This window comes from Rhodococcus sp. SJ-3 (genome assembly GCF_051918125.1).
Lineage (GTDB): Bacteria > Actinomycetota > Actinomycetes > Mycobacteriales > Mycobacteriaceae > Rhodococcus.
The window spans coordinates 1,615,195-1,631,429 of sequence record NZ_CM123306.1 but is presented as its reverse complement, the minus strand read 5'-3'; the positions used below and the strand labels follow the sequence as shown (position 1 = coordinate 1,631,429).

General features: G+C 63.8%; 14 protein-coding genes. 10 read left to right on the top strand and 4 right to left on the bottom strand.

Annotated elements, in window-relative coordinates; translation table 11 throughout:
• Positions 1-62 precede the first annotated feature (62 nt).
• The 10 genes from ACTDXD_RS07275 to ACTDXD_RS07230 all read left to right on the top strand — a co-directional run bounded on the left by ACTDXD_RS07275 (position 63) and on the right by ACTDXD_RS07230 (position 11,576).
• Positions 63-1,562: an aldehyde dehydrogenase family protein gene (locus ACTDXD_RS07275; protein ID WP_440126413.1), complete on the top strand. Its 1,500-nt coding sequence runs from the start codon at positions 63-65 to the stop codon at positions 1,560-1,562.
• Positions 1,559-2,764: a CaiB/BaiF CoA transferase family protein gene (locus ACTDXD_RS07270; protein WP_440126412.1), complete on the top strand. Its 1,206-nt coding sequence runs from the start codon at positions 1,559-1,561 to the stop codon at positions 2,762-2,764. Before ACTDXD_RS07275 ends, ACTDXD_RS07270 begins: the two co-directional genes overlap by 4 nt.
• A 32-nt stretch (positions 2,765-2,796) precedes the next feature.
• Positions 2,797-3,996, top strand: a complete 1,200-nt coding sequence (locus ACTDXD_RS07265; RefSeq protein WP_440126411.1) for an OB-fold domain-containing protein — start codon at positions 2,797-2,799, stop codon at positions 3,994-3,996.
• On the top strand, positions 3,993-5,150 hold the full coding sequence (locus ACTDXD_RS07260; protein WP_440126410.1) for a thiolase C-terminal domain-containing protein: 1,158 nt from the start codon (positions 3,993-3,995) through the stop codon (positions 5,148-5,150). Before ACTDXD_RS07265 ends, ACTDXD_RS07260 begins: the two co-directional genes overlap by 4 nt.
• A 269-nt stretch (positions 5,151-5,419) precedes the next feature.
• Positions 5,420-6,373, top strand: coding sequence for an ABC transporter permease (locus ACTDXD_RS07255; protein WP_440126409.1), 954 nt, complete (start codon positions 5,420-5,422; stop codon positions 6,371-6,373).
• Entirely contained in the window at positions 6,370-7,272 is a 903-nt protein-coding gene (locus ACTDXD_RS07250) for an ABC transporter permease (RefSeq protein ID WP_440126408.1), read from the top strand. The genes ACTDXD_RS07255 and ACTDXD_RS07250 overlap by 4 nt, the downstream gene beginning before the upstream one ends.
• 59 nt (positions 7,273-7,331) lie before the next feature.
• On the top strand, positions 7,332-8,918 hold the full coding sequence (locus ACTDXD_RS07245; protein ID WP_440126407.1) for an ABC transporter substrate-binding protein: 1,587 nt from the start codon (positions 7,332-7,334) through the stop codon (positions 8,916-8,918).
• Between the two features lie 103 nt (positions 8,919-9,021).
• Positions 9,022-9,960, top strand: coding sequence for an ABC transporter ATP-binding protein (locus ACTDXD_RS07240; RefSeq protein WP_440126406.1), 939 nt, complete (start codon positions 9,022-9,024; stop codon positions 9,958-9,960).
• Positions 9,950-10,996, top strand: a complete 1,047-nt coding sequence (locus tag ACTDXD_RS07235) for an ABC transporter ATP-binding protein (protein ID WP_440126405.1) — start codon at positions 9,950-9,952, stop codon at positions 10,994-10,996. Before ACTDXD_RS07240 ends, ACTDXD_RS07235 begins: the two co-directional genes overlap by 11 nt.
• 118 nt (positions 10,997-11,114) lie before the next feature.
• Positions 11,115-11,576: a pyridoxamine 5'-phosphate oxidase family protein gene (locus tag ACTDXD_RS07230; RefSeq protein WP_440126404.1), complete on the top strand. Its 462-nt coding sequence runs from the start codon at positions 11,115-11,117 to the stop codon at positions 11,574-11,576.
• A gap of 51 nt (positions 11,577-11,627) precedes the next feature.
• Here ACTDXD_RS07230 and ACTDXD_RS07225 read toward each other — a convergent pair whose 3' ends face one another.
• From ACTDXD_RS07225 to ACTDXD_RS07210, 4 genes are read right to left on the bottom strand one after another with little or no spacing between them, the layout of a single operon-like run.
• On the bottom strand, positions 11,628-11,918 hold the full coding sequence (locus ACTDXD_RS07225; protein ID WP_440126403.1) for a DUF3263 domain-containing protein: 291 nt from the start codon (positions 11,916-11,918) through the stop codon (positions 11,628-11,630).
• 34 nt (positions 11,919-11,952) lie between these two features.
• The gene (locus ACTDXD_RS07220) at positions 11,953-13,380 is read right to left on the bottom strand and encodes a FadD3 family acyl-CoA ligase (RefSeq protein ID WP_440126402.1); all 1,428 of its coding nucleotides are present in this window, start codon (positions 13,378-13,380) and stop codon (positions 11,953-11,955) included.
• Positions 13,377-14,558, bottom strand: coding sequence for an amidohydrolase family protein (locus ACTDXD_RS07215; protein ID WP_440126401.1), 1,182 nt, complete (start codon positions 14,556-14,558; stop codon positions 13,377-13,379). Before ACTDXD_RS07215 ends, ACTDXD_RS07220 begins: the two co-directional genes overlap by 4 nt.
• Before the next feature lie 31 nt (positions 14,559-14,589).
• Positions 14,590-16,140 (bottom strand): AMP-binding protein, encoded by a 1,551-nt coding sequence (locus tag ACTDXD_RS07210; protein WP_440126400.1) that lies wholly within the window; start codon positions 16,138-16,140, stop codon positions 14,590-14,592.
• Positions 16,141-16,235 lie beyond the last annotated feature (95 nt).

Sequence of the window (16,235 nt, the reverse complement as noted above, 5' to 3'; positions counted from 1 at the left end):
GTCCAATAGATCTCTGATTCTCAGATGCGAGAATATTATTTCCACCAGTGTGAGGAGACGGAATGTCACCGCAGGACAACGGGTCGACCGCAGTAGTCGACGGCGCTACATCGACGGGTGTGACGAAACCCCTGCTCATCGACGGCGAACTGGTCACTCTCGACAAGACCTTCCCGTCCTACAATCCTGCGACCGGCGAACTGTACGGACACGCCCCGGATGCCGGGGTCGAGCAAGCCGAAGCTGCCGTCGCCGCTGCTCGCCGTGCATTCGATACGACCACCTGGTCGACCGACGTCGAATTCCGCATCAAGTGCCTGGATCAGCTGCATCGGGCGTTCCAGGACCACAAGGAAGAGATCCGGGAGATTCTGATCGCGGAGGTCGGCGCGACTTTCGTGTCCACCCACGCCAATCAGCTCGAAGCTCCCATCGGGATCATCAAGTACTACGCCGATCTCCTGCGTGAGTACTCCTTCGAGGAAGACAAGGGTGAGATCGAGATCCGCGGTCAGAAGCACCGCCGCTGGGTCGGAAAGGAAGCGGCGGGAGTCGTCGCCGCCATCACCGCATACAACTACCCGGTGCAGCTGGGCCTGGCCAAGCTGGCACCGTCCCTCGCTGCCGGGTGCACCGTGGTCCTCAAGGGAGCTCCCGACACTCCGATCATCACCAACGCCATCGGCGAGCTCATCCAGAAGTACACCGACATCCCCGCGGGCGTCGTGAACATATTGTCGTCGTCGGGAATCCCCGTCGGGGAGATCCTGACCACCCACCCCGAAGTCGACGTCGTCACGTTCACCGGCTCCACACCGGTCGGTGCGCAGATCATGGCCGCGGCTGCACCCACGATGAAGAAGGTGTTCACCGAGCTCGGTGGCAAGTCGGCTCTGATCGTGCTCGAGGACGCGGACCTGGCCACTGTCGCCCAGTTCGCCGCCTTCAGTATCTGCTCGCATGCCGGCCAGGGTTGCGCGCTGACCACGCGCCTTCTGGTGCCGCGCGAGAAGCACGACGAGATCGTCCAGGCCGTCGCAACGATGATGGCCAACGTGCCGTTCGGCGATCCGACGAACCCCAAGATGTACATGGGTCCGCTCATCAGCGCGAAGCAGCGCGACAAGGTCGACGGACTCGTGCAGCGCGCGATCGAGGCCGGTGCCACGCTGGCGGCCGGCGGCAAGGCCGTCTCTCCCGGCTATTTCTACGAGCCGACCCTGGTCGCGAACGTCGACCCGTCGAGCGAGATCGCCCAGGAAGAGGCGTTCGGCCCGGTCCTCGCTGTGATCCCGTTCGACGACGAAGAGGACGCCGTCCGAATCGCCAACCATTCGAAGTACGGTCTGTCGGGCGGTATTCTCACCGCCGACGACGAGCGCGGCATCGCGATCGCACGCCGCATCCGGACCGGCAGCTTCGGTATCAACGGCGGCAACTACTTCAGCCCCGATATGCCCTTCGGTGGATACAAGCAGTCGGGCATCGGCCGCGAAATGGGCCAGGAAGGTCTGGAGGAGTTCCTCGAGACCAAGTCGTACGCGCTGGCGGTCAAGGCGTGAGGCCGCTGGACGGGATTCGCGTCCTCGAGGTCGCGATGTACGGGTTCGTTCCCTCGGCGGGCGCGGTGCTCGCCGAGTGGGGCGCCGACGTCATCAAGGTCGAGCACGCCGTCACCGGTGATCCGCAGCGTGGCCTTCGCCAGATCGGCCACATGCGCGTCGAGGGCGACCCGAATCCCAATGTCGAACATGCGAATCGCGGGAAGCGCAGCATCGGCGTCGATATGAGCACGCCCGAGGGCAAGGAACTTCTCCACGATCTCGCTCGCAACTGCGACGTGTTCCTGACGAGTTTTCTCCCGCAGGCCCGGACGAAGTTCGGTATCGACGTCGACGACATTCGGGCCGTGAACCCGAAGGTGATCTACGCGCGCGGAAGCGCGCTCGGTCCACGCGGCGAAGAGTCGGACAAGGGCGGCTACGACATGACCGCCTTCTGGGCGCGAGGGGGAATCGCTGCCACTCTCACCCCGCCGGGGACCGAAGGCATGATCACCCCTCCGGGGCCGGCGTTCGGCGACACCATCTCCGGGACGAACCTCGCGGGCGGTATTGCGGCAGCACTGTTCAAGCGTGAACGTACCGGCGAGCCGTCGATCGTCGACGTGTCGTTGCTCAGCAGTGGTGTGTGGGCGATGGGCCACGGGATCGCGTTGTCGGTGCACATGAACGACCACATGGTGGCGCCGGTACCCGGCGGACACGGCGCAGTGACCAACCCGCTGTCCGGGTTGTACGAGACGGCGGACGGACGATTCTTGTCGTTCGTGATGCTGCAGCCGACGAAGTACTGGGCCGAGGTGTGCACGCTCATCGAGCGCCCCGAACTGATCGACGATCCCCGCTTCGCCGATGCGGAGCAGATTGCTGCACACACCGCAGAGGCCGTCGAACTCCTTCGTGAGGCCATCCGCACCCGCACGCTCCCCGAATGGACCGAGCGTTTCGGAAGCCTCTCCGGTCCGTGGGCGCCCGTGCAGGACTCTCTGCAGGTGGCGAGCGACCCCCAGGTTCGGGCGAACGAGTACATCATCAAGGCCGGTGAGCTCGAATTGGTCAGTAACCCCGTCCAATTCGATGTCACCGCCCCGTCGTCGGGAGCGGCTCCCGAATTCGCTGCTCAGACAGAGGAGGTCCTACTCGAGCTCGGTCTCGACTGGGATCGGATCATCGCCCTCAAGGCTGCCGGCGCAGTTACCTAGTTCGGCAGTCATCCAGTTCGTCGGGAGAGCCCATGCCATACATCGCTTCGATCGGTACGTACCTGCCATGCTGGGGTACACCTGACTCCCGGGTTCCGGGAGACGACGAGGACGCGATCACGCTTGCTGTCGAAGCAGGTCGCGCCGCACTCGAATCCGGAGGTTCGGTCGAGTACGTCGTACTCGTGAGTCGCGACCTTCCGCTCACGGAGAGCAGCAATGCCGCGGTGCTCCTCGCAGGACTCGGCCTCGATCCCGAGCTCGAGGTCATCGAGCGATTGGGTGGGGCTCCCGCGACACTGGACGCACTCGGTTCCGCCAGACCTCGAACACTCGTGATCGGGGTCGACATCGACGCTGCCGGCGCGGCGGCTGCGCTCACTGCAGAACGCGGACTGCAGGTGCGCACTGCCGCGCGGGTATCTCGGAGCCTGCCGGTCCGCACCCGGAACAGTTCGGGAGACGTCCACGACTACGGCGATCCGCGGCTGTTGAAGAAGCGCGGTTACCTTGCGTCCCTCGCGACGGCGTGGGTGGATACACCCGTGGTCGTGGCGGGTATGGGGCCCAAGGACGCAGCACCGCTCGCCGGCGACCCGGTGACGCTTCCCACCACTGGCGCGAGCTCCAGTCTGTTCGCGTTGGCGGCCATGGCGGAAGCAGGCACGACCGGCCCACTGGTGGGGATCGAGCAGGCGAGTCTGTCGGGGATCACGGTCGCGGACGGCTCGGCTTCGGTTCAGCGTCGGGAGCGGGCTGCGCAGCTTCTGCCCACGTCCGTGGAACTCGCGGAAGGCGAGATTCCCATCTCTCTCGCCGCATACGAGCGGGCTTTCGAAGCGAAGGTCCGATGGGAAGCGGGAAAGTTCTCCGACAGCGACGAACTGGACTTCCCGCCCCGATACCGGGTGGACCACGACGGAACGCTGAAGACCGACTACAACTTCGTCGAACTTCCGCGGACCGGCGCCGTCTACACCGAGGTGACCGTGCACGTACCGGTGCCCGGCCTGAAGACTCCGTACACACTCGTGATCGTCGAACTCGACGATGTGGGAGTGCGGGCGCTGGTACGGGTCACCGGCGTCGAAGCGGGCACGGTCGACATCGGCGACCGCGGCAGGCTGGTGCTCAGACGTGTGGCCGTCCGCTCGGGTGTACCCGATTACGGCTATGCATTCGAGCCCGACATCGCGGGCACGGCAGGCGCAGGAACGGAGGAGGCGGCATGAGGAACGTAGCGATTGTCGGTGCAGGCATGACACCATTCGCGGAACATTTCGCGCTGGGTATCAGAGATCTGCTGCCGATGGCGTTCTCCGAGTGTGCTGCGAGCATCGACAAGGGGCTCGACCTCTCGGATCTGCAGGCGGCCTGGTTCGGCTCGATGGGTACCTCCGACGGCTTCCCGTCGGGCATTCTCGCCGACACTCTGGGCCTGCGCGACATTCCTGTCACCCGAGTCGAGAATTCGTGCGCAACCGGACACGATGCGATACGAAATGCCATGTTCGGCATAGCGTCCGGAGCCTACGACGTAGCGCTCGTCATGGGGGCCGACAAGCTGCGTGAGACGGCGTCGAAGGGCATGCTGTGGGAATGGGAGGCGATGTCCCGCGACATGGCCTGGGATTACCCCCTCGGGCTCGCGCAGGCGGGATTCGCGCTGCACGTGCGCAGATACCTGCACGAATCGCCGGCGACTCGCGAACACATGGCGATGGTCGCGGTGAAGAACCACCACAATGCGATGAACAACCCCAAGGCGTGTCGACGATTCGAGCTCACCGTCGAAGAGGCGCTCGCCGCGGACACCGTCGTCACGCCTTTCGGAGTCTACGACTGCGCGCCACAGAGTGACGGCGCCGCTGCGCTGGTCCTGGTCGCCGAGGATGTGGCCGACAGATTCACCGACCGTCCGGTGTGGATACGTGGCAGCGGCGTAGGACTCGATTCCGTTATGCACCAGCATAAACGCGACATGACGTCCTTCCCGGCGACTGTACGCGCGGCCAAGCAGGCGTTTGCGATGGCCGGCCTGACTCCGTCCGACATCGACGTGGCGGAGGTGCACGACTACTTCACGGGTATCGAGTTGATCAGCTACGAAGATCTCGGGTTCGCCGAGAAGTTCGAGGCATTCAAACTCATCGAGTCCGGTGGTTCGGGTGTCGGAGGATCGCTGCCCGTCAATCCCAGTGGAGGGCTCAACACGAAGGGCCACCCTCCGGGCGCCACCGGAGTCGCTCAGTGCGTCGAACTGTTCGAGCAGCTACGCGGTGACGCCGTCAACCAGGTGGACGGAGCTCGGTTCGGGCTGGCGCACAATGTGGGAGGGCCTACTGCCGTTGCGGCCGTGACGATCCTGGAGGCGGCAGCAGGCTGATAGTCGGCACGGGAACCCGCGTACAGGCAACTGTGACGCGGGTTTTCGTCGTGCCGTGACCCCCCTTCGTGATGCCCGTTCTGTCGGGATCTGCCAAAAGTTGCCGGGGTGCAAGATTGCCGTTCTGTAAATTGAACAAATGGGTTCTGTTTTATGTGAACTGATATTGCCGTCAGCGCGAGAACGTCCTACTGTGGGAGCCGTCACAAGTACTTCGTCTCTTGTTCTGGGCGGCACGATTCCGGTATCGCGATGAAAGTTGAGTTCGGATGATTTCCACGGTTTCCAAACGGGTGGGGCGCAGCATTCTGGTTGTCCTGCTGGTCACGATTGCGGTCGTCGCCCTGCTCAGTTTCGCACCGGGATCGGTTGCCCAGGTGATTCTGGGCGAGAACGCCACGCCCGAAGCGGTCGCACAGATGAACTCCGAACTCGGCCTGGACCAACCGTTCTGGGTGCGGTACATCGAGTGGCTCGGCAACGCCGTCCGCGGCGATCTCGGTACCTCCCCACTCACGGGGCAGTCGGTGAGCGAGGCGATCGTCGAGCGCCTGCCCGTCACGCTCCAACTCGCGGCCATGGGCCTGATCATCGCGTTGGTCGTGTCCCTCGTGATGGGAATCGTCTCGGCATCGCGACCGGGAAGCAAAGTCGACCGGGGTATCAACGCCCTGTCTGCCGTATTCCTCTCGGTGCCTGCCTTCATTGCCGGCCCGGTGCTGATCTACTTTCTCGCCATCCAATTGCAGATCTTCCCCGTGATGGGCTGGTCGCGGATGAGTGAAGGTCTCGGCGACAACCTGCGCGGTGCGTTCCTCCCGGCGATCGCGATCGCGCTCACCGAGATTGCCGCATTCCACCGACTGCTGCGTACCGACCTCATCGGTACGCTTCGCGAAGACTTCGTGGCGTCGGCGCGAGCCAAGGGGATGCCTTCCTGGTACGTGATGCTCCGGCACGCGCTGCGGCCGTCGTCCTTCTCGCTCATCACGGTCGCGGGTATCAACCTCGGACGACTGATCGGCGGCACCGTGATCGTCGAAACACTCTTCGGTCTACCGGGATTGGGGCAGTTGGTTGCCTCGTCCATTACATCACGTGACGTCATCATGGTGCAGGGCATCGTCGTCTTCATCGCGGTCGTGTACGTCGGTATCAACACCCTCGTCGACCTCAGCTACCAAGTCATCGACCCGCGGGTCAGGAAGGTGGTCGGAGCATGACGCAGGTCGCGCTCGAGAAGCGCGGGGGCGACATCCCCGCAGGAAGCACCGCCGCGGCGTTACCAGACGTCCCGGTCGTCAAGAAGCAGCGTTCGATCCTGGTCTACCTGTCGATCGTCTGGCTCGTGGTCATCATCGGTGCCGCGATCTTCGCGGGCCTGCTTCCCATTGCGCCATACGACGTTCCGATCGGATCGCCTCGGCTGTCTCCGTCGTTCGAATCGTTCGACCTACTCCTGGGAACCGACACGCTCGGTCGATCGATGCTGTCGCGCATCATCTACGGTGCGCAGGTCTCGCTGGTCATCGGTGCAGTCGCCGGCTTGACCGGATTCGTGATCGGCTCCTTCTTCGGTCTGATCTCCGGCTACTTCGGCAAGAAGCTCGACTCGGTGATCACCCTGATCACCGATGCCATGCTCGCGTTCCCCCCGCTGATCCTGCTCCTCGCGCTGGCATCCATCCTCACCCCGAGCGTGCCGACCATGCTGTTGGGGCTGGGCCTGATGGCCGTTCCGTCGTTCATCAGATTGTCGCGTGCGAATACGCTCGCCTGGTCGTCTCGTGAATTCGTCAGGGCTGCAAAGAACATGGGTGCCGGTAACGGCCGCATCCTGTTCAGGGAGATCACGCCGAACGTGATCGCGCCCCTCGCGTCCTACCTGCCCATCGTGATGGCGGCGCTGATCGTCGCGGAAGGCTCGCTCAGCTTCCTCGGCCTCGGCATTCCGCCGCCGCAGCCGAGCTGGGGCGGAATGATCAACGATGGCAAGGACGCGCTGTCCACGTCACCTCACCTGGTGATGGTTCCCTCGGTCGTCATCTTCCTCACGGTATTCGGCCTCAATCAGGTAGGCGATTTCCTCCGCACCAAGTACGACCGCACGTTGCACGACTGAGATCACCTCAGCGCGCCCGGTCGTAGTTCCGTAGTACATGAAAGCATGAGAGGTCGAGAATGATCCGACACAGACGCATAGCGGCCGTATTCGCGGCGGCGTGCTCCGCAGCACTGGTTCTGGGTGCATGCGGTTCCGGAGGAGACTCCGGGTCCGAGAACAATTCAACCGCTGCCACAGTAGAAGCGGGTGAGCCCGTTGCCGGCGGCACCGCACGTGTCCTGCAGATGGGTGAACCGCGGTCTCTCGACCCCGCGGCCCTGTCCAACACGTGGGCGCACCAGCCCCTGCTCGGAAACGCGCTCTACGGCACCTTGATGATCACGAACAACGACACGTTCGAGATCGAATACAAGATGGCCACGGACTTCTCGAGCGACGACGGTGGCAAGACATTCAGCCTCACCCTCCAGCCCGATCTGGTCTTCAGTGACGGCACACCTCTCGATGCCGCCGCAGTGAAGTACAACTGGGACCGGCTCAAGGACCCGGCCCTGGGTTCCACGACCATTCGCCAGGCAGTGGAGGTGGAATCCACCGAGGTGGTCGATCCGGTGACGTTGCGCATCACGATGGTCGAGCCGAACCCACAGTTCGGCCAGGCTCTCGTCGCGGGAGCCCTCAACTGGGTTGCCTCGCCTGCGGCGCTCGAACAGGGACGTGAAGCGTTCGATCGGAACCCGATCGGTGCCGGCCCGTTCACTCTGGTCAACTGGGCGCGCCAGGATGTGATCGAACTGGAGAAGAACCCCCAGTATTGGGACGCGCCCAAGCCGTACCTCGACAGTCTGACAGTTCGCACGGTGGCCGATGCCAGCCAGAGGTCGAACACGATGACCACCGGGGGCGCCGATCTGACCGCAGAAACGAGTTGGAGCAACGTCAACAAAGCAGACGCCGCGGGACTCCAGTACGTCGTGACCTCCACCGGTGGAGGTCAGTTCGCAGGCATGAACCAGCGGCGTGCACCGTTCGACGATGAGCGCGCACGCCGGGCGGTCTCATTGGCTGTCGATCTCGATGCTGTGAACACCGTGGTCTACAACGGTGAGGGAGAGGTCCCCGCCACGTTGTTCCCGGAGGATTCTCCGTTCTACGCCGATGTTCCTCTCGGTGAGACGAACGTCGAAGAGGCACAGTCCCTGTTCGACGAACTCGCAGCAGAGGGCAAGCCGGTCAACTTCACCTTCCTGTCGTACCCGACGACGGAAAGCCGTGTACTCGCAGAGTCCATCCAGGCTCAGCTCAGCGCCTTCGAGAATGTCGAGATGAACGTCGAGGTCACCGACTTCGCCGCGGTGACCGCGCGAGCGGGCGCACGCGATTTCGACATGCTCATTTCGTCTGCGGTCACTCAGGATCCGGATTACGCACTGTCGATGGCGTTCACATCGGACTCCACCGGAAACTTCATGGGCGTCAACAATCCGGAACTCGATGCTGCGCTCGAACGCGGCCGGTTCGGCGCGACCCAGGAAGAACGCAAGGCGGCCTACGACGAGGTGCAGCAGATCCTTGCAGACACCGTGGTGGGTCTCTGGTACACCCGGGCGTTGCCGTCGGTGACGTTCAGCGAGGACACGCACGGGGTGCAGCTTTTCAGCCTCGGCGCGACCCTGCCCGAAGAGCTCTGGATCAGTAACTAGCCGACACGACCGAAAGGGCCGGCTCACCGTGAATGCTCAGCCGCTTCTCGAAGTGAGAAATCTACGTGCCTACATCGGCACGCCGCGAGGCACCGTCCGTGCTGTGGACGATGTGTCGCTGACCCTGGACTCCGGACAGGCGCTGGGTATCGTCGGTGAGTCCGGCTCCGGCAAGTCGGTCATGGCCCGCGCGATCATGGGCCTGATGCCACCGCGCTCGGGCCGCTCGGGTGAGGTCACGTTCCAGGGACGTGATCTGTTGTCGCTGAGCAAGAAGGAGAAACTGGAGATCTGGGGAAACCAGATTGCCATGGTCTTCCAGGATCCGGGACGCTCCCTCAATCCTGTTGTGCGGGTAGAACGTCAGCTCACCGAGGGAATGCGGCGACACCTCGGCGTGAGCAAGTCCGAGGCCCATGATCGCGCACTGAAACTCCTGGACGAAGTGGGTGTACCCGATCCGGAGCGTCGCCTGACGAACTATCCACACGAGATGTCGGGCGGCATGCGACAGCGTGTGATGCTCGCGATCGCCTTGGCGTGTGAGCCGGATCTTCTGATCGCGGACGAACCGACCACGGCCTTGGACGTGACCGTGCAGCGTCAGATCCTCGACCTGCTCCGCCGCGTCCAACGCGATCGGAACATGGCGATGATGCTCATCAGCCACGACCTCGCCGTCGTCGCCGGACGTACCGATCGGGTGGCGGTCATGTACTCGGGTCGTCTCGCGGAGATCGGCTCCACTCGCGAAGTCTTCGACGCGCCTATGCATCGCTACACACACGCGCTTCTGGGCGCGACACCGTCGATCGATCACGAGAGACATTCCCCTCTGCGTCTGATCGAAGGGTCGCTTCCCGATCCGACGTCGCCCCCCGAGGGGTGCAGGTTTGCTCCTCGCTGTGCGCACGCAGAGGACGCATGCTCGTCTGCGCCGATCGAGCTCGAATCCTTCGGCGTCGATCACGACGTCGCGTGCGTGAACCCCGTCAAGGTTCCGGTGGGGTCTGTATCCGGAGGTGAATCACATGGCAGGTAGTGGTACCGCGCATCTGCGCGGCGACGAAGCATTGCTCTCGGTGCAGGATCTCGTCGTCGAGTACCCGTCGAAGGCCGGCACGGTGCAGGCGGTGTCGAAGATCAGTTTCGATCTGCTTCCCGGCGAGACGCTGGGCATCGTCGGCGAATCAGGGTGTGGGAAGTCGACCACCGGCCGTGCCGTCCTCCGGCTCGATCGGGTGACGGCGGGCCGGATCAGGTTCGGCGAGGAGTGGATCGAGGATGTGAGCGAGAAGCACATGCGCTCGCTACGCCGCGACATGCAGATGATCTTCCAGGATCCGGTGTCGTCGCTCAATCCGCGTCGCGCTGTCAAGGACATCGTCGTCGAAGGCATGACCGTCGCCGGAGCGGATGCCGCTGAGCGCGAGAAGAAGTCCGCATCGATGCTCGAGCAGGTCGGACTTCCCGGCGACCGGTTCGCGGAGATACTGCCGCGGCAGTTGTCCGGTGGTCAGGCACAGCGTGTCGCGATCGCGCGTGCACTCGCGCTCGGGCCACGCCTGTTGATCTGTGACGAACCGGTTTCGGCACTGGACGTTTCGGTGCAGGCCCAGATCCTCAACCTCATCGAAGAACTCAAGGCGGAGTTCGATCTGACGGTGGTGTTCATCGCCCACGACCTCGGTGTGGTTCGCACCGTGAGTGACAACGTGATGGTGATGTATCTCGGCAAGGTCTGCGAGTTCGGCGACTCCATCGAGCTCTACGACGACCCTGCGCATCCCTACACCCGCGCACTGCTGGACTCTGTGCCGCTGACCGATCCGGACAAGGCTTTCGCAGGGCCGGCGCTGGCAGGAGATGTGCCGTCGCCGCTCGCCCCGCCGACGGGATGTCGTTTCCGGACGCGCTGCCCGCACGCGCAGGAGCGGTGCGAGACGGAAGAACCGGAAATGCGGGAGGTGCGACCGGGACAGTACGCGGCATGTCACTTCCCGCTGCCGTCCGTCATGGGGCGCGAGAATCTTTTCGAGGTCGAGACGATCGACCTCGAGGAGGCCGAAGCGTCGTAGCAGCCGATCAAGGAAACCGTAGGCCCTGAGAGTATTTCGGGGCCTACGGTTGTTCGCGAACGTACCGCAACACCAGGCTCCCGGACATGTCACGGGCCGAGCAGTATTGGAGACCGATATGGGCGAACAACGACGAGGCACCGCGATCGCGATGTCCGACGGCGAGCGCGACGAGTTCCTGCAGAATCAGCCGGTGTGCCGGGTGGCGACCGTCGGCACGGGCGGGCCCCATCTGAGTGCACTGTGGTACGTCTGGGACGGAAAGGCGTTGTGGCTCAACTCCCTGGTCCGTAGCCAACGTTGGACCGATATCGATCGCGATGCGCGGCTCGCTGTGATCGTCGACGACGGAGGTGCCGACTTCATGAGCCTTCGAGGTGTGGAACTGCGCGGGCGAGCAGTGAGAGTCGGAGAGGCTCCACGGCGCGGCGACGATGTCGACGAACTCATCGAACCGGAAAGGCTTTTCGCCGGCAAGTATGCGGGCGGACGCGACTTCTCCTACGACGGCAGGCACGCGTGGTGCAAGCTCGAACCGACGAAGATCGTGAGCTGGGATTTCAGCAAAATGCGTAAGTGACGGTCGTACTGGCGTTGCCCCGGCACGGGAGGACCGTGCCGGAGCAACGTGTCAGGCAGAGAGTTTGCTGAGCGGGTGCTGTGGCGAGACGAACTTCGCCCGATCGCGGTCGGCGACCGATCGGATGTCGATCGCGCCGATGCGCTCGTCGCAGACCTTGACGAGGTTGTCGAGGATCTCCGGGTCGAGCCGATTCCACCGGTCCCGTGTCAGGAGCACTCGTAGCCTGTGGAAGAACTCCGGTGGGGTGATGCCGAACTCGACGAAGATGTCTTCGTCGGGCCCGCCGTTCCAATGCCTCCACTTCAAGGCGAAGGCCAGCATTGCAGCTTCGTCTCTCATCGTGCCTCCTCCTGTAATGCGGTGGTGATTCGACCTACCGCAGTTGGTCTTTCATGACTTTTCCGGTGGCGCCGAGTGGTAGCGCATCGAGGTATTCGACGAATCGAGGTGCCTTGAACCCCGCCATGCGTTCGCGGCTCCAGGCGATCAGATCGGCAGCAGGCACCGGATCGCTCGAGACGACGAATGCCTTGCCTACCTGGCCGAGCCGGTCGTCGGGGACGCCGATGACGGCAACCTGGTCGACGGCGGGGTGCTCGAGCAGGAAACCTTCGATCTCCGCGGGGTAGGCGTTGAAACCCCCGACGATGAACATGTCCTTCTTACGTCCGACGATGCGGAGGCGCCCTTCCGGGTCGAGCGCGCCGAGGTCGCCGGTGTGCAGCCAGCCGTTGTCGTCGATCGCCTCGGCGGTGCCCTTCGGATCGTCGAGATAGCCTTGCATGACGTTGTAGCCGCGGATGAGTACTTCGCTGTCGTCGGCGATACGGATCTCGATGCCGTCGCACGGCTTTCCGACCGTGGTGGCAATCTGCTCGAACGTGTCGCCGGAGCGTGATGCGGTGGCAGTTCCGCCTTCGCTCAATCCGTACCCCGTCATGATTGTCTCGAAGGGCAGTTCGTTCTTGATACGCCGAATGAGGTCGACCGGAATGTCTGCGGAACCTGTCACGGCGGCGCGCAGCGACGAGATGTCTCGCGCGGTGGAAGTGTTCAGCAGCGATTGGTAGAGGGTCGGGGGGCCCGGCAGCATCGTGACCTTCTCGCGTTCGACGAGTTCGAGCACCCCGTCGACGTCGAGGACAGGTACCGGCAGGACCGTGGCGCCGCGGATCATCGATGCGATCAGACCGGCCTTGTAACCGAACATGTGGAAGAACGGATTGACGATCATGTAGCGGTCGCCCTGGCGCAGATCGGCGAGATCGCACCATTCCGAAAACATCCGCAAGGTCTGCCTGTGGTTCATCATGACGCCCTTGGGGCGACCGGTGGTCCCCGAGGTGTACATGATGTCGGCGATGTCGTCGCCGCGCACCTTCACCTCGAACGGTTCTCCGCTGGAGAGGAAGTCGGACTTCAGATCGAACACCGGGACGGTTTCGGTGACCGTGAAGTCCTGTCCGAGGAAGCCCTTCTGGACAAGTACGGCCTTCGCCCCGCTCCGGCGGATGATGTCGGCGGCTTCGTCCTCCCGATAGCGGGTGTTGATCGGGACTAGGACACCGCCTGCGGTGAGCAGGCCGAACGCGGCGATCGCCCATTCGGCAGAGTTGGGACCCCAGATCGCCACCCGATCGCCCTTGCGGATGCCGGCGTCGGCGAAGGCACCGGCGGCTCGACGGATCCGGTCGGTGAGATCGGTGAAGGTGATCCGGAGGTCCCCGTCGACGACCGCTTCGGCAGTGCCGAAGCGGTCGCCCGAACTCAGGACCATCTCGGGGATGGTCTGCCAGCTCATACCTTCAGGAGCCTCGCAAGGTTGCCACCCATGACGAGCTTCTGGTCTTCCAGCGGAAGATGCTCGACGTGCTTGATGTAGGTGGTGGGCTCGGCGAGGCCCTCCGGATGCGGGTAGTCGGAACCGAACAGCACGCGCTCCGCGCCGATGAGGGCGGTCAGCTTGCTGAAGTCCTCCTCCCAGAACGGGCTCACGTGGATGCTCTTCTTGATGGCAGCGACCGGGTCCTGCATGCCGAAGCCCTCGGGCGCCTTCTTGTAGGTCTCTTCGAGGGTCTGCAGTACATGCGGCAGCCAGGAGGCGCCGTTCTCGATGACCGCGATCCGCAGTTCGGGGAAGCGGAAGAGCGCACCGTGGCACACCCAGGAAGCGACCGCGTCCTGGATCGGGCGCCATTCGCTGACCATACGGAACGCGTTGGTCACGAACGGGAGCATCTCGGCGCCCGTGCCGTCCCACTCCTGGTTGTAACGGGCGTAGCCACTGTCGGAGGAGTGCTGGGTGACCAGTACGTCGAGCTCGACGACGCGCTTCCAGAACGGGTCGAACTCGGGGAGTGCGAACGACCGCGGTCCCTTGAATCCGGGTACCGGTGCGGGACGCACGAGGATGGCCTTCGCGCCGCGCTCGACACACCACTCGAGCTCTTCGATCGCCTTCTCGACGATGGGCAGGCTGATGACAGGAACGGTGTAGATGCGGTCCTTGTAGTTGAATCCCCAGGTCTCGTACAGCCACTGGTTGAGTGCGTGGACGACCGCGTGGATCAGGTCCGGATCGTCGCGCATGCGCTCTTCGACGAGGCTCGCGAGCGTCGGGAACATGAGGGTGCGCTCGATCTGGAGCTCATCCATCAGCTCGAGACGTGCGGCCGGGTCGCGGAAGGCCGGGATCGACTTCATCGGCTTGCCGAAGATCTCCCGCTTGCTCTTACCTTCGGGATTGCCGTTCTTGAAGTAATCCTCCATCGCACCGGGCCGGGCGACGACCTCGAAGGTGGGGTTGGGGATGTACTCGCTGATCTGATTTTTGATCGCGATCTTCGTTCGGCCGTCGACCTGGACGTACTTGATCGCACCCTTGTACTTCTCCGGGAGGAACTTCGTCAGCGCCTCTTCGGTCTCGTACAGGTGGTTGTCCGCGTCGAACAGCTGGTACGGCAACTCTTTCGCTGTCATCAGAAATGCTCCTTCTCTCGTTGTGAGAATACTATTCTCTTACGATGCGTGCCGCAATATCCTTTCGGACCAAGAACTTCTGGATCTTGCCGCTTGCGGTGCGCGGGAAGTCTGCGATCTCGTGCAGTTCCTCCGGCCATTTCTGCTTCGCGATTCCCGCCTGCGCGAAGTGCGTCCTCATGTCGTCGAGGGTGGGCAGGGTGTGCCCCGGATGCAGCCTCAGGACCGCTGCGGCATGTTCGCCGAGGCGTTCGTCGGGGGCCGAGACGACCGCGGCCTCCGCCACCGACGGGAGGGTGAGCAGTACCTCCTCCACCTCGAGGGCGCTGATGTTCTCGCCACCACGGATGATGAAGTCGGCCTTGCGGTCGGTGATGGTGAGATAGCCGTCGTCGTCGAGTACTCCGATGTCGCCGGTGTGGTACCAGCCCTCGTCGTCGAACGCTTTCGCGGTGAGTGCCGGGTCGGTGTACCCGGCGCACAGATCCGGTCCGCGGCTGAGGATCTCTCCTTCGTCGGTCAGCCGGATCTCCACACCCGGTGCAGGGTTGCCGTCGGTGTAGAGCCGTTTGTCCTCCGGGGCTGTCGGCAGTGAGCTCGTGATGGACGGGTGTTCGGTGCTGCCGTAGGCGCGGAAAACCGTGATGCCGTAGTCGGCGAGCCGGCGTGTCACCGCTGCCGGAACTGTGGATCCGCCGAGGCCCGCGTACTTCATGAACGGGATGTGCCGCTCAGGGGAGAAATCGGGATGATCGACGAGGCTCGTCATGAAGTAGGTGGCGCCACCGCCGACCACGAGCGCGTCGCTTTCCATGAGTTCGAGTGCTCGCTCGGGATTCCACACGTCCAGCAGGTTGATAGGGCTGCCGTCGAGGATCGGGATGAGGAAGGCATTGACCATGCCGATGAAATGGCCGACCGGCGCGGCGGTCAACTGCTTGCCGCGGTCGGCAGGGTAGCGCGCGGAGAGTTGCCGGGTCTCGCATCCGATACTCCGATGGCTGTGGATCACACCCTTGGGATTGCTCGTGGTGCCGGACGTGAACGCGAACAGTGCGGGGCCTGCCGTGTCGGTGGGCAACACGCCCTCGAACGGTTCGTCGTCGAGCAGGTCTTCGAACGAATCCTGGCCCACGACGCCGACGATCGGGATGTCGGAGCACAGGTCGGGTTGGAACTCCATGCTGCCGAAGCGCTCCGCGCTCACGAACGCCTTGGGCTTCGCCTCGCCCAGAATGTAGGCAAGTTCCTTGCGCCCGTAGAAGTGGACGATCGGCACGATCGCGGCGCCGAGGAACGACGATGCCCAGAAGACCGCCGCGGCCTCCATCCAGTTGGGGAGCTGGAATGCGACCGTGTCGCCGGGGCCGACGCCGCGTTTGTGCAGGCCGGACGCGAGCCGCCGCGCCATGAGGTCGACGTCGGCGAACGTTCCCTCCCAGGGGCGTACGTCGGAGAAGACTCGGAATTCGGTGTCCGGGGCCGCTTTCAGGCCGCGGGCAAGGAGGTCGCCGAGTGTGTCGCGCGTCCACCATCCTTCGTTTTCGTAGCGTTCGACGAGCTCGGGAGGTATCTGCCGCATCTGTTGCGCTCCAGGTGGTTGCGGAGCGTGTCGCTCCTGGTGGTTGCGGAGCCGCGCCGAGGTACACCGCGGCGTCGGCGGAGTTCCTGCCGGCC

Excerpts from the sequence above, each read along its gene's own strand:
- ACTDXD_RS07275 (WP_440126413.1), top strand. The coding sequence starts at position 63 with ATGTCACCGCAGGACAACGGGTCGACCGCAGTAGTCGACGGCGCTACA.
- ACTDXD_RS07265 (WP_440126411.1), top strand. The coding sequence starts at position 2,797 with ATGCCATACATCGCTTCGATCGGTACGTACCTGCCATGCTGGGGTACA.
- ACTDXD_RS07260 (WP_440126410.1), top strand. The coding sequence starts at position 3,993 with ATGAGGAACGTAGCGATTGTCGGTGCAGGCATGACACCATTCGCGGAA.
- ACTDXD_RS07255 (WP_440126409.1), top strand. The coding sequence starts at position 5,420 with ATGATTTCCACGGTTTCCAAACGGGTGGGGCGCAGCATTCTGGTTGTC.
- ACTDXD_RS07250 (WP_440126408.1), top strand. The coding sequence starts at position 6,370 with ATGACGCAGGTCGCGCTCGAGAAGCGCGGGGGCGACATCCCCGCAGGA.
- ACTDXD_RS07245 (WP_440126407.1), top strand. The coding sequence starts at position 7,332 with ATGATCCGACACAGACGCATAGCGGCCGTATTCGCGGCGGCGTGCTCC.
- ACTDXD_RS07235 (WP_440126405.1), top strand. The coding sequence starts at position 9,950 with ATGGCAGGTAGTGGTACCGCGCATCTGCGCGGCGACGAAGCATTGCTC.
- ACTDXD_RS07230 (WP_440126404.1), top strand. The coding sequence starts at position 11,115 with ATGGGCGAACAACGACGAGGCACCGCGATCGCGATGTCCGACGGCGAG.
- ACTDXD_RS07225 (WP_440126403.1), bottom strand. The coding sequence starts at position 11,918 with ATGAGAGACGAAGCTGCAATGCTGGCCTTCGCCTTGAAGTGGAGGCAT.
- ACTDXD_RS07220 (WP_440126402.1), bottom strand. The coding sequence starts at position 13,380 with ATGAGCTGGCAGACCATCCCCGAGATGGTCCTGAGTTCGGGCGACCGC.
- ACTDXD_RS07215 (WP_440126401.1), bottom strand. The coding sequence starts at position 14,558 with ATGACAGCGAAAGAGTTGCCGTACCAGCTGTTCGACGCGGACAACCAC.
- ACTDXD_RS07210 (WP_440126400.1), bottom strand. The coding sequence starts at position 16,140 with ATGCGGCAGATACCTCCCGAGCTCGTCGAACGCTACGAAAACGAAGGA.